Annotated in this window: 18 protein-coding genes; 8 read left to right on the top strand and 10 right to left on the bottom strand. The window is 70.4% G+C overall.

Annotated features, from left to right (window positions below):
* Window positions 1–41: 41 nt before the first annotated feature.
* Both folD and K8625_RS30105 read left to right on the top strand, forming a co-directional pair.
* A complete protein-coding gene (gene folD, locus K8625_RS30110) occupies window positions 42–905 on the top strand; it encodes a bifunctional methylenetetrahydrofolate dehydrogenase/methenyltetrahydrofolate cyclohydrolase FolD (protein WP_223784657.1) in 864 nt (287 codons plus the stop codon).
* Between the two features lie 315 nt (window positions 906–1,220).
* On the top strand, window positions 1,221–2,336 hold the full coding sequence (locus tag K8625_RS30105; protein ID WP_223784656.1) for a triacylglycerol lipase: 1,116 nt from the start codon (window positions 1,221–1,223) through the stop codon (window positions 2,334–2,336).
* 22 nt (window positions 2,337–2,358) lie between these two features.
* On the opposite strand, the gene K8625_RS30100 is transcribed toward K8625_RS30105, so the two are convergent.
* The 3 genes from K8625_RS30100 to K8625_RS30090 form a co-directional block, all read right to left on the bottom strand.
* Window positions 2,359–2,994, bottom strand: a complete 636-nt coding sequence (locus K8625_RS30100) for a TIGR02265 family protein (protein WP_223784655.1) — start codon at window positions 2,992–2,994, stop codon at window positions 2,359–2,361.
* A 31-nt stretch (window positions 2,995–3,025) separates the two neighbouring features.
* Entirely contained in the window at window positions 3,026–3,646 is a 621-nt protein-coding gene (locus K8625_RS30095; protein WP_046713278.1) for a TIGR02265 family protein, read from the bottom strand.
* Window positions 3,647–4,052: 406 nt separating this feature from the next.
* Window positions 4,053–5,261, bottom strand: coding sequence for an OmpA family protein (locus K8625_RS30090; protein WP_223751744.1), 1,209 nt, complete (start codon window positions 5,259–5,261; stop codon window positions 4,053–4,055).
* A gap of 270 nt (window positions 5,262–5,531) precedes the next feature.
* On the opposite strand from K8625_RS30090, the gene K8625_RS30085 reads away from it, so the two are divergent.
* Entirely contained in the window at window positions 5,532–6,488 is a 957-nt protein-coding gene (locus tag K8625_RS30085; protein ID WP_223784654.1) for an ADP-ribosylglycohydrolase family protein, read from the top strand.
* A 407-nt stretch (window positions 6,489–6,895) separates the two neighbouring features.
* Window positions 6,896–8,428 carry a sensor histidine kinase gene (locus K8625_RS30080; protein ID WP_223751742.1) on the top strand — a complete coding sequence of 511 codons (1,533 nt, stop codon included), beginning with the start codon at window positions 6,896–6,898 and terminating at the stop codon, window positions 8,426–8,428.
* A gap of 9 nt (window positions 8,429–8,437) precedes the next feature.
* On the opposite strand, the gene K8625_RS30075 is transcribed toward K8625_RS30080, so the two are convergent.
* The 4 genes from K8625_RS30075 to metF form a co-directional block, all read right to left on the bottom strand.
* Entirely contained in the window at window positions 8,438–8,950 is a 513-nt protein-coding gene (locus K8625_RS30075) for a hypothetical protein (protein ID WP_223784653.1), read from the bottom strand.
* A 174-nt stretch (window positions 8,951–9,124) separates the two neighbouring features.
* Window positions 9,125–9,676: a hypothetical protein gene (locus K8625_RS30070; protein ID WP_223784652.1), complete on the bottom strand. Its 552-nt coding sequence runs from the start codon at window positions 9,674–9,676 to the stop codon at window positions 9,125–9,127.
* Between the two features lie 177 nt (window positions 9,677–9,853).
* On the bottom strand, window positions 9,854–10,276 hold the full coding sequence (locus K8625_RS30065) for a hypothetical protein (RefSeq protein ID WP_223751739.1): 423 nt from the start codon (window positions 10,274–10,276) through the stop codon (window positions 9,854–9,856).
* Window positions 10,273–11,145: a methylenetetrahydrofolate reductase [NAD(P)H] gene (gene metF / locus K8625_RS30060; RefSeq protein WP_223751738.1), complete on the bottom strand. Its 873-nt coding sequence runs from the start codon at window positions 11,143–11,145 to the stop codon at window positions 10,273–10,275. The genes K8625_RS30065 and metF overlap by 4 nt, the downstream gene beginning before the upstream one ends.
* A gap of 95 nt (window positions 11,146–11,240) precedes the next feature.
* Between metF and gcvT the strand changes: the two genes are divergently transcribed.
* The 3 genes from gcvT (at window position 11,241) to gcvP (ending at window position 15,747) form a co-directional block, all read left to right on the top strand.
* A complete protein-coding gene (gene gcvT, locus K8625_RS30055) occupies window positions 11,241–12,326 on the top strand; it encodes a glycine cleavage system aminomethyltransferase GcvT (protein ID WP_223784651.1) in 1,086 nt (361 codons plus the stop codon).
* A 30-nt stretch (window positions 12,327–12,356) separates the two neighbouring features.
* A complete protein-coding gene (gene gcvH, locus K8625_RS30050) occupies window positions 12,357–12,749 on the top strand; it encodes a glycine cleavage system protein GcvH (protein ID WP_223751736.1) in 393 nt (130 codons plus the stop codon).
* Between the two features lie 88 nt (window positions 12,750–12,837).
* A complete protein-coding gene (gene gcvP, locus K8625_RS30045; protein WP_223751735.1) occupies window positions 12,838–15,747 on the top strand; it encodes an aminomethyl-transferring glycine dehydrogenase in 2,910 nt (969 codons plus the stop codon).
* An 83-nt stretch (window positions 15,748–15,830) separates the two neighbouring features.
* Here the strand turns inward: gcvP and K8625_RS30040 are convergent, their stop codons facing one another.
* From K8625_RS30040 to K8625_RS30030, 3 genes are all read right to left on the bottom strand, one after another.
* Window positions 15,831–16,769 carry a cation diffusion facilitator family transporter gene (locus tag K8625_RS30040; protein WP_223751734.1) on the bottom strand — a complete coding sequence of 313 codons (939 nt, stop codon included), beginning with the start codon at window positions 16,767–16,769 and terminating at the stop codon, window positions 15,831–15,833.
* Between the two features lie 63 nt (window positions 16,770–16,832).
* Window positions 16,833–18,077: an energy transducer TonB gene (locus K8625_RS30035; RefSeq protein ID WP_223751733.1), complete on the bottom strand. Its 1,245-nt coding sequence runs from the start codon at window positions 18,075–18,077 to the stop codon at window positions 16,833–16,835.
* Between the two features lie 121 nt (window positions 18,078–18,198).
* Window positions 18,199–19,980 (bottom strand): SpoIID/LytB domain-containing protein, encoded by a 1,782-nt coding sequence (locus K8625_RS30030; RefSeq protein WP_223784650.1) that lies wholly within the window; start codon window positions 19,978–19,980, stop codon window positions 18,199–18,201.
* Between the two features lie 120 nt (window positions 19,981–20,100).
* Here K8625_RS30030 and K8625_RS30025 point away from each other — a divergent pair, with 120 nt between their 5' ends.
* Window positions 20,101–21,747, top strand: coding sequence for a nitrous oxide reductase family maturation protein NosD (locus tag K8625_RS30025; RefSeq protein WP_223784649.1), 1,647 nt, complete (start codon window positions 20,101–20,103; stop codon window positions 21,745–21,747).
* Window positions 21,748–21,812 lie beyond the last annotated feature (65 nt).

Raw genomic sequence — 21,812 nt, 5'->3', positions numbered from 1 at the left:
TCCCTGCTCGCGGGGGAGTCTCTCATAGAGTGGGGTGACCTATGGCCCAGTTGATCGATGGCAAGGCAGTGGCGGCGCGCGTCCGGGCGGAGGTGAAGGCGGAGGTGGACCGCCTCAAGGCGGAGCAGGGCCTGGTCCCCGGGCTCGCGGTGGTGCGGGTAGGGGAGGACCCCGCGTCCAAGACGTACGTCACCGGCAAGAAGAAGGCGGCCGAGGAGGTGGGCTTCCGCTCCTGGGAGCACCACCGCGACTCCACCGTCTCCCAGGACGAGCTGCTCGCGCTGGTGCGTCGCCTCAACGAGGACCCCGCCGTGCACGGCGTCCTGGTGCAACTGCCCCTGCCCCGGCACATCGACCCGGATGTCATCATCTCCGCGGTGCGGCCGGAGAAGGACGTGGACGGCTTTCATCCCCTCAACGCGGGCAACCTGGTGCTGGGCCGTCCCGCGACGCGCGCGTGCACGCCGCTGGGGGTGATGCGCCTGTTGGAGGAGATCGGCTGCGAGCCCTCCGGCAAGCGCGCGGTGGTGGTGGGGCGCAGCAACATCGTGGGCAAGCCCATGGCGCTGATGCTCCTGCAGCGCAACGCCACCGTCACCCTGTGCCACAGCAAGAGTGACCTGCCTTCCGAGGTGTCCCGCGCGGACATCCTCGTGGTGGCCGCGGGCGTGCGGGAGCTGGTGAAGGGCGCGTGGATCAAGCCCGGCGCCGTCGTCATCGACGTGGGGATGAACCGCAAGGAGGAGGACGGCAAGCTGGTGGGGGACGTGGAGTTCCAGGCCGCCGCCGAGCGCGCGTCGTTCATCACCCCCGTGCCCGGCGGCGTGGGGCCCATGACCATCGCCATGCTCATCCGCAACACGCTCGAGGCCGCGGTGCGTGGCGGGGGCCCTTCCTCGGCTTGAACCGACGGTGGTTGTCCTTTTCTCCCATTGACAGACTCACGGAGTGAACGCCTCCGTGAGGCATCATGGCGGGTGTGTGTGTTTCAGGACGTCGCTGGCGCCCATGCCCGCGCCGTCGGCGGCTCCCTCGTAAGAAAGACAGACGCTCACCGGCGAGTCCTCCGCCCGGGCCACCCTGGCCCGTCGTCTCGCGCCGCACCTTGACCGTCGGCGGGCCCCTGCCTGGTTTCAGCGGGCCGGACACGAGCCGTGCGGGAAAGGGGGATGCCCGCATGGCGTTGCGCCCGGCGAGTGCCGCGGGCATGGAGTCGCGACATGAATGTCATTCGAAGCGTGGGACTGCTGGCCTGTGTCTGGTTCATCGCGGGGCCGCAGACGGCGTGGGCCCAGCGCGCACAGCGCACGCAACATCCGGTGGTCTTCGCGCATGGCCTTGCCGGGTTCGACAAGCTGCTGGTGCTCGACTACTTCGGGGACGAGCTGGGCAGCTTCGTGGGAGACGCCTGTGACGAGCTGCTGGAGCTGGCCTGCAATCCCTTCCTGAATCCCGGACAGAAGGCCTTCGCCGCGCAGGTCCTGGCCTTCCACAACTCGGATGTCCGCGGGCTGGACCTGGCGTCCGACATCGAGGGCGTGCTGGCGACGACGGGCGCGGCGCGGGTGAACCTCATCGGTCACTCGCAGGGCGGAATCGACGCGCGCAAGGCGGCGCGGGTGCTCGCCGAGCGGCGGGGACGGCCCGTGGTGGATGTCCTGGTGAGCGTCTCCTCGCCGCATCGGGGCTCGCCCGTGGCGAAGTTCGTGCTGGACCTGAACCCCACCGTGACGGAGCTGGCCAACCTCCTGGCGGCGGTCTACGGGAACATCATCTACGAGGCGGGCAATGACGGCTTCGCGGCCCTCAAGCAGCTCGTCTACGACGACTACGACGCCAATGACGGCGTCACCACCGGCGCGAAGGCGTTCAACCAGAACCACCCCATGGACCCGCGCTATGCGTCCCACTACGCGTCGTTGATGACCGCGCAGGCGGGGTTGGACGTCAGCCCCGTCTTCCTGCTCGTCCAGAAGACCGTCTATGACATCGACGGGGATGGGTACTGCGTGGATGACTGCGACAATGACGGCGCCGCGGGGCAGGGCGACGGCATCCGCGACGAGCGCGATGACGACGGCGTCGTCGGCATCAACTCGCAGCAGATGGGCCCGCGCCTGCGCTACACCGAGAACCTGCTGGGCCTGGGCGCCGTCACCGTGGATGCGTCCCTCGGCCCCGTCACGGACCTGAACGCGCCGGGCCCCGCGCAGATGACGTCCCTGTCCAGCGTCATCGACCAGGACCACCTGGATGTCGTGGGCTTCGGGCCGGACCTCTTCAGCGAGCGCTCGTTCTACGCGGCCATCATCCAGTACATCAGCCAGAACGAGTGACCGCCGCCGTGCGCGTGGCGCCTCACTCCCACGCCAACGAGTAATCACAGTCGAGCAGGTCCAGCTCGCGGCCCTCGATGCGCACGTGTCGCGCGCCGAGGGCCTCGAGCGCCGCCCTCAGCACGCCGTGGTGATACGGCGGCGGCATGAAGTCCCCACGCACGTGCAGGCAGCCCTCGCGCTCGCTGCTCCATGACACGGTCCGCTTCCCGTAGCTGACGGACGCCGCGTAACCCCACGGCATGTTGTCCACCAGCCTTCGCGGTGAGCCATTGGCCACGCTCAAGAGCGTGCGGCCCACCGCGGACTCCAGGAAGTCGTTCGTGGCCTTCTCGCCCAGGGTCTTCATCGCCGCGTCGAAGCCCCCCAGCCGGGGCGCGAGCAACCCCGCCGCGCAGTACGTCAGCCGCAGGAAGTCATTGACGGGGTAGAGGAAGAACGGGACGAACCTGCGCTCCTTCGAGGCCCGCGCGCAGCGCTCCCGCGTCGCCTCGCCGGCGATGGCGCGCACCACGTCCAGCGTGCCCAGGAAGAACATGCCCCGCGTCTTGTCCTGGGCGGTGGCCGAGGCCAGCCTCCGCGCGAGCTGCGTGAGCGGATCCACCACCCTGCCGGGCTCGGAGCCCGCCTGCGCCGCCTCTTCCGATTGCGTGCTCACGTCCATGTCCCGGATGAGATTGCGTCGCTTCCTACGCCCAGGACACGACGTACTCGCAATCCAGGAGGCTCAGCGGTCGTCCACGCACCCGCGCCACCCGCGTGCCCACCGCCTGCAACACCGCCAGCAACACCCCCTCGTGGTAGGTGTGCGGCATGAAGTCCCTGAACACGTTGATGCAGCCCTCCTGGTGGCCCTTCCACGTGACATGGCGCTCGCCGTACGTGACGGCCGTGCGGTAGCCCGACGGCAGGTTGTTCACGAGCCGACGCGGATCTCCCGCCGCCAGCATCAGGAAGCTGCGCCCCACCACCGAGTCCAGGAAGTCATGGGTGGCCTGCGCGCCGATGATGCGCATCGCCGTCTCGAAGCCTCCCAACCTTGGCGCCAGGATCTCCGCCGCCGCGAAGGACATCCGCAGGAACGCGCTGACGGGGTAGAGGAAGAACGGCACGAAGCGCCGCTCCCCGGACGCCGCCAGACATCGCGCCGCCTGCGTCTCACCCGCCTCGCGCCGCACCACGTCCAGCACGCCCAGGAAGAACATGCCGCGCGCGCGGTCCTCGCTCGCGGCCAGCCCCAGCCGGCGCTCCAGCTCACAGCCAGGGTCCAGGACCTCCCTCTCCCGGCTCCGGAACGCAATCACAGTCATGGACTCCCCCCGTCATGGAACTCGCGACCCGCGCCACTTCGCGCCCGGGCTGCCTCCCCTTGAAAGTGAGGCAAACCGCGTAGCCTGGAAAGCCCGCCTGGCTGCGACGCGAGTCGGTGTGCGCTGTCCTTGTGGGGACAGTTGAGGGCGCCTCCAGACGGAGGGCCAGGGCGCGACGCGTGCAGACGGCCTTGGCGCGAGGTGACGGCCAATGCACAGCCCGCGCTGCGGGCCGGGGGCGTTCTGGCGTTTTCTGGTCGTTCCTCGAGGACCACGCCTGGAGGAAACGGGGCCTGACGGGACGTGTCGCATGGAAAAGGCATCCAGGGCGGACGCCGCGATGCGACAAGCCCCCCGCGCGAGGGCTCGCGCGAGGGGCCTGGATGCCCAGGGAGGGGAGGGCGCTTCAGCGGCTCAGGACCTGGACCTCGATGCGGCGGTTCATGTCGCGCCCCTGCGCCGTGTCGTTGGACGCCACCGGCTGCCCGGAGCCCACGGCGGCCACGTCCACGCGGTTGGCGGAGATGCCGTCCGCGACGAGCGCCGAGCGCACCGCCTCCGCGCGCTGCTGGGCCAGCTGCCGGTTCACGTTCGCGTCGCCGGTGGAGTCGGTGTGCCCCTCGATGCGCACGCGCGCGTTGGGCTTCTCGCGCAGCACGGAGGCCAGCTGCCCCACGCTCGCGTCGCTCTGCGGCGTCAGGCGCGCGGAGCCCTCCTCGAAGCCCACGCCGGCGAGCACGAAGCTCTTCGCGCCCCCCTCGATGGCCTGGCGCATCGTCTGCGCGTCCCGGGCGATGGTGGGCGTGCTCATGCCCGCGGTGCCCGCGCCGCCCACGCCGGTGTCCGTCTGCTGGCGCGGCGCCGGCTGGGTGACGCTGGCCTGCTGCCGGCGGGGCTCGTCGCGCCGCGAGCGGGTGAGGAACCACCCGGCCAGGAGCGCGAGCAGCGCCACCGGGATGACCCAGCCCAGGTTGCGCTTCTTGGGCTCGTCATGGTGCACGGGCATCCGCTCGATGGGCTGCTGCCGGCGCACCGTCTCCACCGTGGGGATGGAGCGCGCCTCCTGGACCTCCTCGACGACGCGGGGCCCCGCGCCGCCCATGCCCAGGATGCTGCCCAGGCCCGCGGGCATCGCCGCCGCGAGCAGGGATCGCTGGCCGCCCAACAGCTGCGACAGGCCGGAGGCGCCCATGCGGTTGTCGCGCACGTGCTTGCCGATGACCCCCATCACCATGGGCGCCACCATGGCCATCATCCCCGTGGCGGACCTGCTGTTGCTGAAGCCGCCCGTGCGGCCCAGCGCGCTGGAGACGGCGCCCAGCTTGTCGCCGAACAGCCCGCTGAGCATGCCCTGTCCGCGCTCAGCCATGTCCGGCGCGAAGATGTCCTCGTTGCCCGCGTTGGGCCCCGTGAAGCCGCCTTCGTTGAGCTGGGACAAGAGCCGCTGCGCGCCGCCCTCGGTGGAGCCCCGCTCCGCCACGCTCCCGCCAATCGCGGCGATGGCGCCCGGCAGGGCCCGGCCCAGCGACATCGGGTCCTCACCCAGCGAGGACCCCATCTTCTGCATCACGTTGCCCGTGAAACGCTCACGCACCATGTCGATGAGGTTGAACATGTGATTTCTCCTCCGCTTCGTTCGGCACCAGTCGCCCCGGTGCGGGGAGTCGCTCTCGGACGGCATGGAGCTCCGGGCTCCGGTGCGAACGACTCTTCAGGGAACGAAGGTGCGGAGCGCGTCGCCAGGGCACATCGCCCCGATGTCGCGCTCGGGCGCGGAGGCCTCCGCCCGTCCGGCCGCATGCGTCCAGCCAGGCCGCTGGCGGGGCTTGACGCCGGGAGGGCTCGGCGGGAGCGTCGCCTCCTGTCGGTTCGAGGGAGGACGAGCGTGCCATCGCGTGAGGAGCGGCTGGAGGGCGGGCTCTGGGGGTTGCTCGTGGGAGATGCCCTGGGGGTGCCCTATGAGTTCCACGCCCCGGAGGCGATACCCCCGGCGCGCGACATCGAGCTGGAGCCGCCCGCGGGCTTCCACCGCGCGCACCCGGGCGTGCCGGCGGGGACGTGGTCGGACGACGGCGCCCATGCGCTGTGCCTGCTGGACTCGTTGCTCTTCAAGGGCCACCTGGACCTGGACGACCTGGGCCGGCGGCTGGTGAACTGGCGCGAGTGGGGCTACCTGGCCGTGGACGGGCAGGTCTTCGACGTGGGCATCCAGACGGACCGGGCCCTGGCGATGTTTCGCGCCGGCGCCCCCGCCACGAGCGCCGGCCCCTCGGGCGTCCAGGACAACGGCAACGGCTCCTTGATGCGCGTGCTGCCGCTGGCCCTGTGGCACCGGGGCAGTGACGCCCAGCTCGTCTCGGATGCGATGCACCAGTCCCTGGTGACACATGGCCACGTACGCGCTCGCGTGTGTTGCGCCCTGTACTGTCTTTGGGCCCGCCGCGCGCTGGAGGGCGCCGCGCGTCCCTGGGACGAGGCCGTGTCGGGCATGCGCGCGCTGTACCCACCGGGCAGCGAGGCCCGCGAGGAGCTGGACGGCGCCATCCTCCCGCTCGGCGCCGAGGACACGCCGGGTCACGGCACCGGCTACGTGGTGGACTGCCTGCGCTCGGCGCGCGACTGCGTGGCCACGGGCGGTGACTTTGAAGGCGTGGTCCGCGGCGCCATCCGCCTGGGCCACGACACCGACACCACGGCCGCGGTGGCCGGCGGAATCGCGGGCGTGCTCGGGGGCGTGCGGGCGATTCCTTCGCGCTGGCGCTCGGCCATGCGGGGCACCGAGCTGGTGGCGCCGCTGCTGCGCAAGCTGCTGGCGCACCACGCGAGCCCCTCGGCGCAGTGAAACCACGGGCTCCACTCCGCCCACCCCCCCGGGGGCGGAGCGGAGCCCTGAACCAACGCCAGCCGTCGGCGGGACCTCGGGCCCGGGTTGGAATCGCCCTTCTGACTCCGACAGGCTTCGAGCCGGGTCCTTACGCCAGCACCACGCGCGGATGATATGACCCGGGTGATTTCCTGCAACTCGATTCAAAACGGGATTGTGGGGATGTGTGGACGTCTGGCTTTGGAATTGTACCTGGGTACAGTGCCTGTCATTGCAGCCAGGGTGTCGGCTGGTCCTGGAGCGCGACGAAGATGTCGTCGGCACCACAACCGGTCTAAGTGGAAATAACTGTATTGCTGGATAGGTGCGTCGCGTTAAGATGGCGCGGATCCTGAGGGGCCAGTACGGCCGGGGTGAGCCTGAGGATGGCGACCAATCTTGAAGTGGAATCGCTCGTGGGCCGGGCGACGTCGGCTCATGCGGGCAAGCGGGAGTCCCGCTCGAGTCCCACCGTGCCGACGACGGAGTCCGGGCGGTTGGCCTCGCTGTCGTCCGATGGGGCGATGGCGGCGCGTGTGCGAGCGGTGGTGGCGGAGTACCTGGCCGCGGTGCGGGCCCGCGCGGACCGGCTGTGCCTGGGGCTGATGGTGGGCCAGTGGCTCTTCGCGCTCGGCCTCGCGTGGGTGACGTCCATGCCCTCCTGGGGGCCGGAGCCGCACCTGTCGCCCCAGCCCTTCTGGGGGGCGGTGTTGTTGGGCGGGCCCCTGTCCATCATCCCGGTGACGCTGGCGTTCCTGCGGCCGGGCGCGGTGGTGACGCGGCAGGTGATGGCGGTGTCGCAGGTGCTGTGGTCCGTGCTGCTCGTGCACCTGTCGGGTGGGAGGCTGGAGACGTACTTCCATGTCTTCGGCTCGCTGGCGCTCCTGAGCTTCTACCGGGACACCCGCGTGCTGGTGACGGCGGGGGTGACGGCGGTGGTGGTGCACGTGGCGCGCAGCATCGGCTGGCCGGAGCCTGGGGCCGCGTTCGCGGGCGGGCCGACGTGGGGCGCGCTGGAGCTGACGTTCTGGGTGGGGCTGGTGGATGCGGTGCTGGTGCTCGCGTGTCAGGGCGCGGTGCGCGAGATGACGCGCGTCGCGGAGCGGCAGGTGTTGCTGGAGCGGGCGTGTGAGCGCGAGCGGCAGGAGCGCGTGCGCCTGGTGGAGAACAGTGGCCGGGAGCTGCGCGACTCGCGGGAGCGGGTGGCCCGGATGGAGAAGCTCGCGACGGTGGGGCAGCTCACCGCGACGGTGAGCCACGAGCTGCGAAACCCCCTGGCCGCGGCGCGCACGGCGAACGCGGCGGTGGTGCGGCGGCTGCGCAGCGTGAGTGGCGCGCAGGAGGACGAGCGGATCCAGCGCTTCCTGGGCATCATCGAGCGGGAGCTGTCCGTCTGCGCCAGCCTCACGTCGGAGATGCTGGAGCTGGTGCGTGACAGGCCGCTGGTGCTCCAGCCGTGCTCGCTGCATGGGCTGGTGGAGGAGGTCATCGACCTGGTGCCCGCGCGCGAGGCCGTGCACGTGGTCAACCACGTGTCCGTGGGCCTGGAGCCGCCCTGGGTGGACCGCGAGCTCTTGCGCAAGGTGCTCATCAACCTGGTGCAGAACGCGGTGGAGGCCATGCCGCGAGGCCGCGAGGGCAGGGTGGAGGTCTCCGCGGAGATGGCCACCGGACGCGCCTTCCACATCCGCGTGGCCGACAATGGGGATGGGATTCCGGCGAGCGTGCTGGAGCGCATCTTCGAGCCGCTCTTCACCACCAAGGAGCACGGCACCGGCCTGGGCCTGACGGTGGTGTCCTCCACCCTCCGGCAGCACGGCGGCACGCTCCGGGTGGAGAGCCGCGAGGGGGAGGGCAGCGTCTTCACGGTCAGCCTGCCCGGGACGCAGGCTGCGAGCGGTGTCGCCTGTCCGTCGTGACGGCCCGGCTCAGAACAGCCGGGTGAGCCGCAGCGTCGTCGGGCCCGACAGCGAGTGGAGGCCCGAGTACAGGCACGGCGCCAGGTCCATGGTGGAGAGCGCGTGGGTCATCACCACCGCGTCGCCCTGGAAGCGGCCCTCCGTCACCATGCCGATGGACACGTAGGCGCGCGTCCCGTCGATGTTGTGGATGCCCGCGCCCTGGACGGAGAAGGTGGACATGGAGCCGTCGTCCCACGTCACGGTGGCCTGGAGGGGGCCCAGGTTGGACGCGCAGCTGGTGGTGTGCCGGGCCAGCGCCACCAGCCTGCCCGAGGTGACGAGCGGATCGCTCGAGGAGCAGCGCTCGTAGGTCGTCTCGTTCGAGTAGATGACGTCCCGGTTCGACAGCCGCAGGCCCGGGTCCCACGCCTGATAGGCGGCGCCGGTGCACGTCAGGTCCGTCATGCCCACCTGCGCCCGGGCGGGTGGGGTGAAGAGGACGAGCGGGGCCAGGAGGACGGGGAGGAGTTTCGAGGGCATGGGTCGGCTCCGTGGAAACGGACGGCTCGGGGTGAGCCGTCCGTGCCTCGCTCGCCAGTGGCGGTGCGGGGACGCCGGATGAGTGGTGCCCCTCCGGGAGCGTCACCAGTCCGCCTTTCGGTCCCATGCGCCTGTCGGGAATCGGCCGCGCGGAAGCTCGCGCGGTCCGCCGCGTCAAGGCTGGGGCAGCGGCAGCGGCAGTGACGGCGTGTTGATGATGAGGGCCGTCCTGCCCTGCAGTGCCCTCAGGCCCATGGGGGTCAGGCACGGCAGGAAGTCCCTGGCGGCGAACGCGTTGGTGAGGGACACCAGGCCGCCCTCGAACTGACCCGACGTCACCCGGCCGAGCGAGGTGAAGATCTGCAGGTTGCCCACGACGTTCACGCCGATGCCCAGCAGCGAGACGGTGGACTCGCTCCCGTCGCTCCACTCGATGACCGCCTCGACCCGCTCGATATTGGCCAGGCAGCTGTTGTTGAACGTCTCGTCGACGCGGATCCTCCCGGAGGTGATGCTGGTGGACGCCGACGTGCACTCGGTGAAGTCCGTGTCGTTCGTGTAGCGCACGTCCGCGGGCAGCACCTTCAACCCCGGCGTCCACGTCTGCTTCACGGTCCCCTTGCAGGTGATGTCCGTGAGCTGGACCTGGGCGGAGGCGGGGGCGGCGTGCAGCAGGACGGCGGCGAGCAGCGCGGGAAGGATGGACAGCAGGTGACGCGGCGACATGACGGCTCCGTGAGGACTGGGCTGGACGGTGCATCCGGTCCAGCACCCCGGGCCGACACGCTGGATGGGCCGGTCATCGGGGCTCCGAATGAGTGCTGCCCCACCCGGTCCCCATCACCCGGACCACGGGTGCCGGATGACTGTCGGCTCCTCCGTGCCCCTTGCGCGCGCCGTCCGTCAGCTCCGGAACGCCTCACGCACGCCCTCGCGGCGCAGCGTGAAGAGCATCCAGATGGCCACCGGCACGCCGACGACACACGCGGGCGACAGGATGTAGAGCGCCGTGATTCCGCCCACCGTGGCCAGCCCGTAGCCCTTGAGGTTCATCGCGCTCATCGCGCCCCACGCGGAGAGCACGCCGCACAGGATGCCCACCACCAGCATCAGCGCCAGTGACCAGCTCAGCTCCAGCGTCGTCGCGGGTGCGCCCGCTGGCACCAGCGGCGACGTCACGTGCATCGCGGCCAGCACGAAGCCCGCCAGGTTGAAGAAGACGTTCAGCACCCCGGTGCACAGCAGGAAGAAGGCCGGGGCCCGGATGATCTCCACGACCTTGTAGCGGGGATCATCGGGGGGAAGATGGAGACCAGGACCGCTCATAGATGGGCTCGAAGGGCGCTCACGATCATCCGCGTCGCCGGGGACTTGTTGAGCGTATAGAAGTGGATGCCGGGCACGCCGCGCGACAGCAGCTCCATGCACTGCACCGTCGCGTGCGCCACGCCCAGCTGCACCAGCGCCTCCGGCTGGTCCTTCACCCGCTCCAGCTGGAGCCCCAGGCGCATGGGCACCGTGGCTCCGCACATGCGCGTGAAGCGCTGCACCTGCTCGTAGTTGGTGATGGGCATGATGCCGGGGACGATGGGGATGTTGATGCCCGCGCGGCGGGCCCGCTCCACGAAGTCGAAGTAGAACGCGTTGTCGAAGAACAGCTGCGTCACGACGAAGTCCAGCCCCGCGTCGACCTTCGCCTTCAGATGACGCAGGTCGTCGTCACGGGAGGCCGTCTCCACGTGGCCCTCCGGATAGCACGCGCCCCCCAGGCAGAAGTTGAAATCCTCTTCTCGGATGAATCGCACCAGCTCCGACGCATAGGAGAAGCCGCCCTCGGTGGGCTGGAAGGTCGTCTGGCCCTGGGGCGGGTCCCCGCGCAGCACCAGCACGTTGTCCAGCTTCGCGTCGGCCAGGCGCTGGAGCACGTCCCGCAGCTCCTCCCGGGTGTGCCCCACGCACGTCAGGTGGGCCATCGCCTCGATGCCCGTCTGCTGCTTGATGCGGCTGACCAGCTCCAGCGTCCTGTCGCGGGTGCTGCCGCCAGCGCCGTACGTGACGGACACGAACCCCGGCTCCAGGGGCGCCAGGTCCTCCAGCGTCCGGAGCAGGTTGGCCACCCCCTCGTCCGTCTTCGGGGGGAAGAACTCGAAGGAGAAGCAAGGGTTGGACGGATTCAACCGATTACGAATCTTCATGTCGGACCCAGTGTAGACGTTCCGCGTCGGCCTTGATCGGCGAAGGTGCGCGGCTATAGTCCGCGCCGTTTTCATCCCCCCTTCAGGAGAAGCCGATGACCCGGCGTACGCCGCTCAACGAGGCCCACCGCGCGCTGGGCGCTCGGATGGTCGACTTCGCGGGCTGGGACATGCCCGTGCAGTATTCCTCTGTCATCGCCGAGCATGAGGCGGTGCGCAACGCCGTCGGCCTCTTCGACGTGTCGCACATGGGCGAGGTGGAGTTCAAAGGCCCGGGCGCGCTGGAGACGGTCAACGGCCTCATCTCCAATGACCTCGCCCGCATCGCGGACGGCCAGGCGGTCTATGCGGGCCTGCTCAACGAGCAGGGAGGCTTCGTCGACGACGTCGTCGCCTACCGCTTCAGCCCCGAGCGCATCCTCATCTGCGTCAACGCCAGCAACCGCGAGAAGGACTTCGCGTGGATGAAGGAGCACGCGCGCGGCGTCACCCCCGTGGACCGGGGCGACGAGTACGCGCAGATCGCCGTGCAGGGCCCCAAGGCGGTGGGCCTGGTGCAGCGGCTGACGAAGACGGACGTGTCCAAGGTGGGCACCTACCGCTTCGCCGAGGGCGAGGTCGCCGGCAAGCCCGCCATCATCTCCCGCACCGGCTACACGGGCGAGGACGGCTTCGAGCTGTACTGCGCCCCCGGTGACGCGGCGGCCCTGTGGAGCGCGCTGCTCACGGAAGGCCAGCAGGACGGCGTCAAGCCCTGCGGCCTGGGCGCGCGCGACAGCCTGCGCACGGAGATGAAGTACGCCCTCTACGGCAACGACATCGACGATGCCCACACCGCGCTGGAGGCGGGCCTGGGGTGGATCGTCAAGCTGGACAAGGCGGGCGGCTTCATCGGCAAGGACGCGCTGGTGGCCCAGAAGGCCGCGGGCGTGAAGCGCAAGCTGGTGGGCTTCGAGCTGACCGGCGCCGGCATCCCCCGCCACGGCTACCCCATCAAGAAGGACGGCACCCTGGTGGGCGAGACCACCAGCGGCACCATGGGCCCCACGGTGAAGAAGCCCATCGGCATCGGCTACGTCCCCACGGAGCTGTCCGCCGAAGGCTCCACGTTCGACGTGGAGATCCGCGGCCGCGCCGTGCCCGCCGTCGTCGTCAAGACGCCCTTCCTCAAGAAGTCCTGAACCCTTCCCGCCCCCTGGCAGGAGCACCCCATGTCCGACGCGAACATTCCCGGCGACCTGAAGTACACCGCAGAGCACGAGTGGGCCCGTATCGAGGGCAACAAGGTGGTGGTGGGCATCACCCACCACGCCCAGAGCACCCTGGGTGACGTCGTCTACGTGGAGCTGCCCAAGTCGGGCGCCAAGCTGGAGAAGGGCAAGCCCTTCGGCACCGTCGAGTCCGTGAAGGCCGTCTCCGAGCTGTTCAGCCCCTTGTCCGGCACCATCACCAAGGTGAACGAGGAGCTCACCGCGAGCCCCGAGACGCTCAACGAGGACCCCTACGGTGACGGGTGGATCATCGAGCTCGAGCTCTCGGACAGCAGCCAGCTGGGCGAGCTGCTGGACGCCGCCGCCTACGCCGAGCTGCTCAAGAACGCCTGAGAGGGAAACGCCGAGCGGCCGTTGTTAGTGACGGTCCTCGAATTTTCCGACTCGGATGTCTTCGAGTCGCCAGCGAGTCACCACCGCCATGTCCCTGAACTGGAAGTACCAGGAGTCGTTCGCCGGCCGGCACATCGGTCCGGATGAGCAGGAGCTGAAGCAGATGCTGTCCGCGCTGGGCGTGGACTCGCTCGATGCCTTCATCGACCAGACCGTGCCCCCGGCCATCCGCTCCAAGGAGCCGCTGCGGCTGGGGCAGGCGCGCGGAGAGCACGAGCTGCTCGCGCAGCTGGAGACCATCGCCGCGAAGAACCAGGTGTTCCGGTCCTACATCGGCATGGGCTACCACGACACGCACACGCCCAACGTCATCCTGCGCAACATCTTCCAGAACCCGGGCTGGTACACGCAGTACACGCCCTACCAGGCGGAGATCGCCCAGGGTCGGCTGGAGGCGCTGCTCAACTTCCAGACGGTGGTGATGGACCTGACGGGGCTGGAGGTCGCCAACGCATCGCTGCTCGACGAGGGCACCGCCGCCGCCGAGGCCATGTCGCTGGCCCTGCACGTCAAGGGGGAGGACGCGGGCGTCGCCTTCTTCATCTCCGAGGCGTGCCACCCGCAGACGGTGGACGTGGTGCGCACCCGCGCCGAGCCGCTGGGCGTCGAAATCGTCGTCGGCGACCACCGCACGGTGGACCTGACGGCGAAGAAGTACGTGGGCGCGCTGGTGCAGTACCCGGCCACGGACGGCGCGGTGGTGGACTACCGCGCGTTCGGCGAGAAGGTTCACGCCGCGGGCGGCCTGCTCATCGTCGCCGCGGACCTGCTCAGCCTCACGCTGTTGACGCCCCCGGGCGAGTTCGGCGCGGACGTGGCGGTGGGCAGCGCGCAGCGCTTCGGCGTGCCCATGGGGTACGGCGGTCCGCACGCGGGCTACTTCGCGACGAAGAACGCGTACACCCGCGTGATGCCGGGCCGGCTCATCGGCGTGTCCGAGGACGCGCAGGGCCGGCGCGCGCTGCGCATGGCGCTGCAGACGCGCGAGCAGCACATCCGCCGCGAGAAGGCGACGAGCAACATCTGCACCGCGCAGGTGCTGCTGGCCGTCATCGCCAGCATGTACGCCGTCTACCACGGGCCCAAGGGGCTCAAGGCCATCGCCGAGCGCGTGCACGGGCTGACGGTGGTGCTGGCGCGGGGCCTGGCGAAGCTGGGCCTGAAGACGCGGCACGAGCAGTACTTCGACACGCTGTGCGTGGAGCTGACGGCGCCGCAGGTGCGCGCGGTGCTGGCGGCGGCGGAGTCCGCGCGGATGAACTTCCGCCGCATCGACGAGAAGACCCTGGGCGTGGCCCTGGACGAGACGACGCGCGCGTCCGACGTGGAGGCCATCCTCACCGCCTTCGCCACCGGCGCGGGCAAGGCCTCCCAGGTGCCGTCGCTGGACGACGTGGGCGCCAACGTGGAGAGCTCCATCTCCCCGGAGCTGCGCCGCCGGAGCGAGTTCCTCACGCACGGCGTCTTCAACAGCTACCACTCCGAGACGGAGATGCTGCGCTACATCCGGCGGCTCGAGGCCAAGGACCTGTCCTTGACGCACTCGATGATTCCGCTGGGCAGCTGCACCATGAAGCTCAACGCCACCGCGGAGATGATTCCGGTGACGTGGCCGCAGTTCGGCCGGCTGCACCCGTTCGCGCCCACCTCGCAGGCGGCCGGCTACAAGGTCATCTTCGAGCAGCTGGAGCAGATGCTCTCCGCCATCACCGGCTTCGCGGGCTGCTCGCTGCAGCCCAACGCCGGCAGCCAGGGCGAGTACGCGGGCCTCTTGGTCATCCGCGCGTACCACCAGGGCCGGGGCCAGGGGCACCGCGACGTGTGCCTCATCCCGTCCTCCGCGCACGGCACCAACCCAGCCTCCGCCGTCATGGCCGGCTACAAGGTCGTCGTCACGAAGTGCGATGAGAACGGCAACATCGACGTGGCGGACCTGCGCGCCCGCGCCGAGGAGCACAAGGACAAGCTGGCGGCGCTGATGGTGACGTACCCGTCCACGCACGGCGTGTTCGAGGAGGAGATCAAGGAGATCTGCTCCATCATCCACGAGCGCGGCGGCCAGGTTTACATGGACGGCGCCAACCTCAACGCGCAGGTGGGGCTCACCGCGCCGGGCCTCGTCGGTGCGGACGTCTGCCACATCAACCTGCACAAGACGTTCTGCATCCCGCACGGCGGCGGCGGCCCGGGCATGGGGCCCATCTGCGTGGCCAGCCACCTGGTCAAACACCTGCCGGGGCACCCGGTCATCCAGACGGGCGGCTCGGACGGCATCGGCGCCATCTCCGCGGCCCCGTGGGGCAGCGCGAGCATCCTGCTCATCTCCTGGGTCTACATCTCGATGATGGGCGGCGAGGGCCTCACCCGCGCCACGAAGCTGGCCATCCTCAACGCCAACTACATCGCCGAGCGGCTCCAGCCGCACTTCCCGGTGCTGTACCGCGGCAAGCGGGGCAGGGTGGCGCACGAGTGCATCGTCGACCTGCGCCCGCTGAAGAAGACCTCCGGCGTCGAGGTGGAGGACGTGGCCAAGCGGTTGATGGACTACGGCTTCCACGCGCCGACGGTGTCCTTCCCCGTGGCCGGCACGCTGATGATCGAACCGACGGAGAGCGAGTCCCGCGCGGAGCTGGACCGCTTCTGCGACGCGATGATCGCCATCCGCCAGGAGATTCGCGACGTGGAGGAGGGGCGCATGCCCAAGGACAACAACGTCCTGAAGAACGCGCCCCACACCGCTCGCGTCATCACCGGGCCGGAGTGGAACCGTCCGTACTCGCGCGAGCTCGCCGTGTTCCCGGCGGCGTGGGTGCGCGAGAACAAGTTCTGGCCGTCCGTGGGCCGCCTCAACAACGTGCTCGGGGACCGCAAGCTCGTGTGCTCGTGCCCGCCCATCGAGGACTACATGACGCCGGAGCCCAAGCCCGCCGTCGCCTGACGCGGGCCCTCGGGGCTCGAGCGTGACACCGAAGGGCCGTCTCCCTCAGCGGGAGGCGGCCCTCGTCGTTGCGGGGACTGGCTTCAGTGGGACTCGGTGGCCGGGGCCCGCGCGTGTGCCGAGGCGCCGTCGTGCTCGGGCTCCACGTGCACCACCACGTCCACCACCTGGGGATACGCGGTGTGCAGCGTGCGCTCCACGCGGTCCGCCACCTCGTGGGCCTGGGCGGTGGTGAGGTTCGGGTCGACCTCGATCTTCAGGTCGACGTAGACGCTCTCCTCCATGCCCCGGCTGCGCACGTCGCGGCAGCTGCGCACGCCCGCCACGCCCATGGTGTGCTGCGCCACCTGCGCGGGGTCCAACCGCGCCGTGTCGGAGAGGATGCCCACCGCCTGCCGGACGATGCCGTAGGCCACCCACGCGACGAAGACCATGACGCCCAGCGCGATGATGCCGTCCGCCTTCGGGTAGCCCAGCGCCACCAGCCCCAGCGACGCGAGCACCGCCAGCGAGACGTAGACGTCGGACATCGTGTGGCTCGCGTCCGCCATCAACAGGCTGCTCTGGTACTTGCGCCCGTAGTGGCTCTCCACGCGCGTCACCGTGATGTTGACCACGAGCGTCAGCCCCATCACCACCGCCATGGCGGGCGTCACCTGCGCGTGCACGTCATGCAGGAGCGAGTCGAGCGCCATGCGCCCCAGCTCCAACATGCCGATGCCAATCATCGCGCCGATGCCCAGCGACGCGAGCGCCTCGAACTTGCCGTGTCCGTAGGGATGGTCCGCGTCCGCGGGCCGCGAGGCCACGCCCATGGCGACCAGCCCCAGCACGTTGGAGCCGCCGTCGATGAAGGAGTGCAGGCCGTCGGCCGTCACCGCGGCGGACTGGCTCAGCAGGCCGAAGACGAGCTTCGCGCCCGCCACCACCCAGTTGGCCGCGAGGATGGCGAGCAGCACCCCGCGGATGCGCTGGCTGCGTTGCTGGAGCGCGGCGCTCCGGTCGGCGAGGGTCGTGTCCACGGCGCGGCACCGTAACCAGAACCGCGCTCGGGCGCGAGGACCTGCCGCGTGTTCCGCGCGACGTCAGTTGGGTTGGCGGAACAACCGCATGCGGGGCCCGCCGCCCATCTCCAGGAAGAACCCGAAGGAGAAGCGCACCCGGGAGTCGTCACCCAACAGGCCTGGCGGCGGGTTGGGGAAGGGCTGCGCGCGCTGGAACGAGGACACCGCCTCCATGTCCAGGAAGTCCAGGCCGCTGCTCTTCTCCACCTGGATGTCGGTGATGCGGCCCTTCTCGTCGAGGGTGATCTCCAACAGCGTGTGCCTGTCGCGACCGGAGTACGTGCGGCCCGTCGGGTCCCTGCGGCGCAGCGACTCGTTCGGGTTCCAGTGCATGCCCACGCTCTGCTTCACGCGGTTGAAGAAGCTGGCGTACTTCCACTCGCGCGAGTTGAGCAGGGTGCCGTCGCCCTCCTCCACGTCCTTCAGGTGGTCATTGGGCGCGGCGCCCAGCACCTTGTCCATGGCCGCGCGCGAGGGCATCAGCGCGGCGATTCCCGGCGAGCCCACGCGCCCCGCGGAGCCTTCTTCCTCTCCGCCCGTGCCGGGCTGGATGCGCAGCCGCTTCGAGTTGCCCGTCAGCTCGTCGCTCTCGGTCTGGTTGTTCACCGCGACGCCACCCGGCGAGGTGGGGTCCGACTTCACCTTCACCTCGTTCTTCTTGTGGATGTCGGGGATCTCGAACGCGAACTTCTGTCCGCCCTCGGCCAGGGGCCGATCATCGTTGCCCATGCCGTTGTTGCCGGCGATGCGCGGCGCCGTGGGCTCCACGTCCGCGCCGTCCTGCTTCTGGGGGGCGGTGCGCTGGGGCATGGCGTTGCGGTAGAAGGGCGTCTGCTCGCGGGCCCGCGTCTCCTTGTCGACGCGGTTGTTGTGCTCGGCCAGGTACTTGGCGTCCGGGGCCTCCTGCTCGTTGCCCGGCGCCAGGTCCACCACCTGTCCCTGGGGGCGCGTCTCCGGCTTCTTCTCCTCGGGCTTCTTCTCCTCGACGCGCGGCCGGCTGGACAGGTTGGGCTGCGTCTTGGTGTTCGCCTGGCCCCGGTTCTTCGCCCACTGGGATTCCGTCATCGGCCGGACGGCCACGGAGGTGGGAGGGCGGGTGACGGCCTTGCGCTCACGGGGCGTCACCGGGAGTGTCCCGGTGAACAGGACGACGGCCAGGTAGCCGCCGTGCACCAGCAGCGCGAGCACCACCGCGGCGACCAAGCGCCACGGAGAGCCTCGCCGCCGCTTGCGGCGCCAGTCTGTGGGAGAAGAACCCGTGCTCACGGCGCGATGATAAACCTCCGGGCCCGCTGCCTAGTCCCGTCCCGTTCGCGGCAGAACAGGTGGACTGGGAGGGACATTCGCGAAACGTGCACGGTTCCCCGCGCGCGCCCCTTTTTCGAACTCAGTAGATGGGGGCGACTTCAGCACCATTGAAGTAGTGGCGGAGGATGTCCTGGTAGCGATGTCCGGCCTCGGCTCGGCCGATGGCGCCAGTCTGACACATCCCTACTCCGTGGCCCCAGCCGCCGCCACGGAAAAGCCAGTGGGTGGGCCGGCCCTCGGCGTCCCGCTCGGCGTCCACCAGGGCCATGCTGCTGTTGAGCATCCCGAAGAGCCTGCGGATGTTCAGCTCTCCACGCACCTGCGTGGCCCCCTTGTCCCCGGACAGCGTCAGCACCCGCGCCCGGCCGGACACGCCCCGCTCGGTCAGCTCCATCGCCTGCACGCGGCCCACGCCCAGCCGGGCCACCAGCGCGTCCACCTGGGCCGCCGTGAAGCGCTTCTCCCAGCGGAACTTGCTCGGCTGCGCGAAGCTGGAGAGCCGGCAGGCGGCCCCGACCTCCGACGTGGCCAGCCACGCGGCCAGGCGGGAAGGGGAGGGGCCCGAGGCCACCGGCACGAGGATGTCCGGACGTCCCCGGAGACTCGGGTCCGGAGGGCCGCCCCAGACGATGTCGTTGTCCTCCGTGTGGCCGCCGCACACCGCGCTGTAGACGGAGTCCACCAGCCGGCCCTCCGCGCTGAAGAGCGCCTCGCCCCGGGTGGCCTCCACCGCGGCGGTGGTGCTGGCCGCCTCTCCCGTGCGTCCCCGGTACACCGCGCAGTGCTGCTCCGAGCAGAGCAGGTACGGGTCCGCCAGGTGCTTGATGCCCACCTTCGCGAGCACCTCGCCGCGCGCGGTGACGGCCTGGGCCTTGAGCGCCTCCGAGTGGGCGCGCGCGAAGATCTCCGCCGGCACCAGGCCCTTGAGCAGGTCCTCCAGGGGCACCACGTTGACCACCGCGAGCAGGCCCGCGCGGTCCACGGCGAACTGGAGCGAGCCCCGGAACGTGCGGTCCTCGAAGCCGTGGAAGTCGTAGCCCACGCCGAACTCCACCTGGCGCACGTCGAAGCCCGCGCCGTCCGGCGTCTCCGTGTCCAGCCGGTCCTGCGCCAGCCCCACCACCGCGCCGGACTCGTCGCGCACCTCGAGGATGCCGCGCCCCGGCGTCTTCGCCTCCTCGAACAGCGTCGTGCGCACGCCGAACGTGCGCAACAGCTCCGCCTGTCGCGCCGCCGCCTCCTCGGGCGTGAGCGTCTCGTCGACGAGCAGCAGCGTGCGCCGGTTGTCGATGACCTTGCCCGCGATGCCGTACACCGCGCCCAGCACGTGCGTGCGCACCGCGAGGCCTCGCGCCTTCCACTCCTCCTGCGCCGCGGCCAGGCCCTCCTTGTCCGCGAAGCGGTGCTCGCTCAGCTGCACCCGCGCGGACAGCACCGCGGCCTCCGCCTGCGTCACGCGCACCGTCCACCGCGTGCCCGCCGCCGCGTCCAGCACCTTGTCCTCCGGCCCGCCGAAGCGCATCCGCATCCGCCCTCGGGGCGAGAACGTCGCCTCGCGCCGGCCCTCCATGAGGCGGATGGGCAGCCGGGGCTCTCCGCCTCGGAAGTCCAGGCGCTTGAGCTCTCCCGGACCGGGGATGCCCTGCGACAGCGCGTCCGGGAGCGGCGCGGGAGCAGGGGGCTCCTCGCCCGCGTCCGCGGCCCCTGCGTCCACGGGCGGCCGCGTGCCCGCGTCGACGGGCACCTCCTGGCGCTCGTCCGCTCGCCCGTCCACCGGGGTGGTGGTTCGGGACGGCGGCTTGGGGCTCGCGCAGGTGGCGAGCAGCAGGGCGGAGAGCAGGAGCGGGACGGCGGTGCGCACGGGGGGCGACACCGTACCCGTCAGTCCGGGGCGTGTCACGGACCGGACGCCCGTGAGCCCGTCCGGGTCCACTTGTCCTGTGGCGAATAGAACGCGGCGCGTCTCGCGTTGGTCCTGCTCATGCGAATTTCCAAAGGCAACTTCCTGAAGCTGAAGACTCCCGTGGCCGCCGTGGCCACCAGCCTGCTCATGCTCGGTACGACCGCTCACGCAGCGGGCCTGGATGCCTTCGTTCCCACGCCGAACATCCCCGGCGTCTCCACGACGCGCGCGCCCGCGTCGCAGCCCACGACGGGCAGCCTGCCGGCCATCGGCGTGCAGCCCGTGGCGGGGACTCCCGTGGAGGCGTTGCCGGACCATGCGGACCACGCCGTCATCGCCACGCCCTCGCCGCAGCCGGGCATCCAGGCGAACGGGCTCGCGCCCGCCTCCGCGCAGTCCTTCACCCGCGAGTGGGTGGTGAGCCCCTCGGGCGACGACAACGGCGACGGCAGCGCCGCGCAGCCGCTGAAGACCATCACCAGGGCCGTGAGCCTCGCGGGCCCCGGTGAGGTCATCCGCGTGCAGGCCGGCACCTACGCCGAGCGCGTCATCATCGGTGCCAACGCGAAGGCGGGCACCGAGGGCGCGAAGATCACGCTGCAGGGCGAGGGCAGCCCGCGCATCGTCCCGGGCCCCGGCAGCGGCGGCATGGTGCAGGTGCGCCAGCCGCACTGGGTCATCGACGGGTTCGAGATGGACGTGCAGCGCCAGCCCATCTTCGGTGTCACCTTCGAGGGCGACGTCACCGGCTCCATGCTGGTGAACTCCCACCTGCACCACGGTGGCGGCGGCGCGGCCGTGACGACCTTCAACAAGGCCACGGGCGCCATCATCGAGAACAACCACATCCACGACTTCCTGAAGACGACGGGCAACCAGGACTCGCACGGCGTCGTCGTGCAGCCCACGTCCAAGGACATCACCGTGCGCAACAACGACATCCACTCGAACTCGGGCGACTCCGTGCAGTGCCTGGGGCCGGAGGGCTTCAGCTCGCTGCCGCCCGCGGATGGCCTCGTCGTGGAGAACAACCACTTCTACGCCAACCGTGAGAACGCGGTGGACATCAAGACCTGCTACGGCGTGGTCATCCGCAACAACCGCATGCACCAGTTCCTCCCCACGAGCACCGCGAAGGGGGACGTCGTCGTCATCCACTACTCCGCGAGCAACGTGCTGGTGGAGGACAATGAAATCTACGACGGCGCCAAGGGCATCTCCGTGGGCGGCAACCACGAGGGCCCCGTGCCCTCTGGCATCGTCGTGCGCCGCAACCGCGTGCACGGCATCTCCAACGCCAACGGCGGCGAGGGCACCGGCATCCGCCTGGAGAACTCCCAGGGCACCGTGGTGGTGAACAACACCGTCACCGGCACGACGACCGGCCTCATCATCGGCCACGGCACCGGCGGCCCCACCCAGTCCGCGGTGGTGCAGAACAACATCCTGGATGGCTCCGTCGCCGTGGACCTGGGCGGTCAGGCGCCGGGCCTGAAGCTGGGCAACAACCTCTTCGCGGCCAGCGGCCAGTTCAAGAGCCAGGGCGCCATGGTGGGGACCGAGCAGTTCCTCGCCACCACCGGGGACGCGTCGTCCTCCAGCGGCTCCGCCGACCTGGGCGAGGCCTTCGGTCCCGGTCCCCAGGCCGTGGACCGGGGCGTCGACGTGGGCCTGCCGTTCTGCGGCGGCGCCCCCGACATCGGCGCCGTCGAGATGGGCTGCTGACCCGGCCGACGGCCTGCTCCGCGGGGGAGGGCGCACCTGACGCCCGGAAATGAAAAGGCCCGATG

The sequence above is a fragment of the Myxococcus sp. AS-1-15 genome (genome assembly GCF_020037055.1).
Taxonomy (GTDB): domain Bacteria; phylum Myxococcota; class Myxococcia; order Myxococcales; family Myxococcaceae; genus Myxococcus; species Myxococcus fulvus.
This window is presented reverse-complemented; position numbering and strand designations above follow the sequence as displayed.

Bases quoted from the DNA above. Each gene is read 5' to 3' on its own strand.
- gcvP (WP_223751735.1), top strand. From the start codon at position 12,838: ATGTCCCTGAACTGGAAGTACCAGGAGTCGTTCGCCGGCCGGCACATC.
- K8625_RS30080 (WP_223751742.1), top strand. From the start codon at position 6,896: ATGGCGACCAATCTTGAAGTGGAATCGCTCGTGGGCCGGGCGACGTCG.
- K8625_RS30070 (WP_223784652.1), bottom strand. From the start codon at position 9,676: ATGTCGCCGCGTCACCTGCTGTCCATCCTTCCCGCGCTGCTCGCCGCC.
- K8625_RS30090 (WP_223751744.1), bottom strand. From the start codon at position 5,261: ATGTTCAACCTCATCGACATGGTGCGTGAGCGTTTCACGGGCAACGTG.
- K8625_RS30065 (WP_223751739.1), bottom strand. From the start codon at position 10,276: ATGAGCGGTCCTGGTCTCCATCTTCCCCCCGATGATCCCCGCTACAAG.
- K8625_RS30025 (WP_223784649.1), top strand. From the start codon at position 20,101: ATGCGAATTTCCAAAGGCAACTTCCTGAAGCTGAAGACTCCCGTGGCC.
- metF (WP_223751738.1), bottom strand. From the start codon at position 11,145: ATGAAGATTCGTAATCGGTTGAATCCGTCCAACCCTTGCTTCTCCTTC.
- K8625_RS30075 (WP_223784653.1), bottom strand. From the start codon at position 8,950: ATGCCCTCGAAACTCCTCCCCGTCCTCCTGGCCCCGCTCGTCCTCTTC.
- folD (WP_223784657.1), top strand. From the start codon at position 42: ATGGCCCAGTTGATCGATGGCAAGGCAGTGGCGGCGCGCGTCCGGGCG.
- K8625_RS30095 (WP_046713278.1), bottom strand. From the start codon at position 3,646: ATGACTGTGATTGCGTTCCGGAGCCGGGAGAGGGAGGTCCTGGACCCT.
- gcvH (WP_223751736.1), top strand. From the start codon at position 12,357: ATGTCCGACGCGAACATTCCCGGCGACCTGAAGTACACCGCAGAGCAC.
- K8625_RS30105 (WP_223784656.1), top strand. From the start codon at position 1,221: ATGAATGTCATTCGAAGCGTGGGACTGCTGGCCTGTGTCTGGTTCATC.
- gcvT (WP_223784651.1), top strand. From the start codon at position 11,241: ATGACCCGGCGTACGCCGCTCAACGAGGCCCACCGCGCGCTGGGCGCT.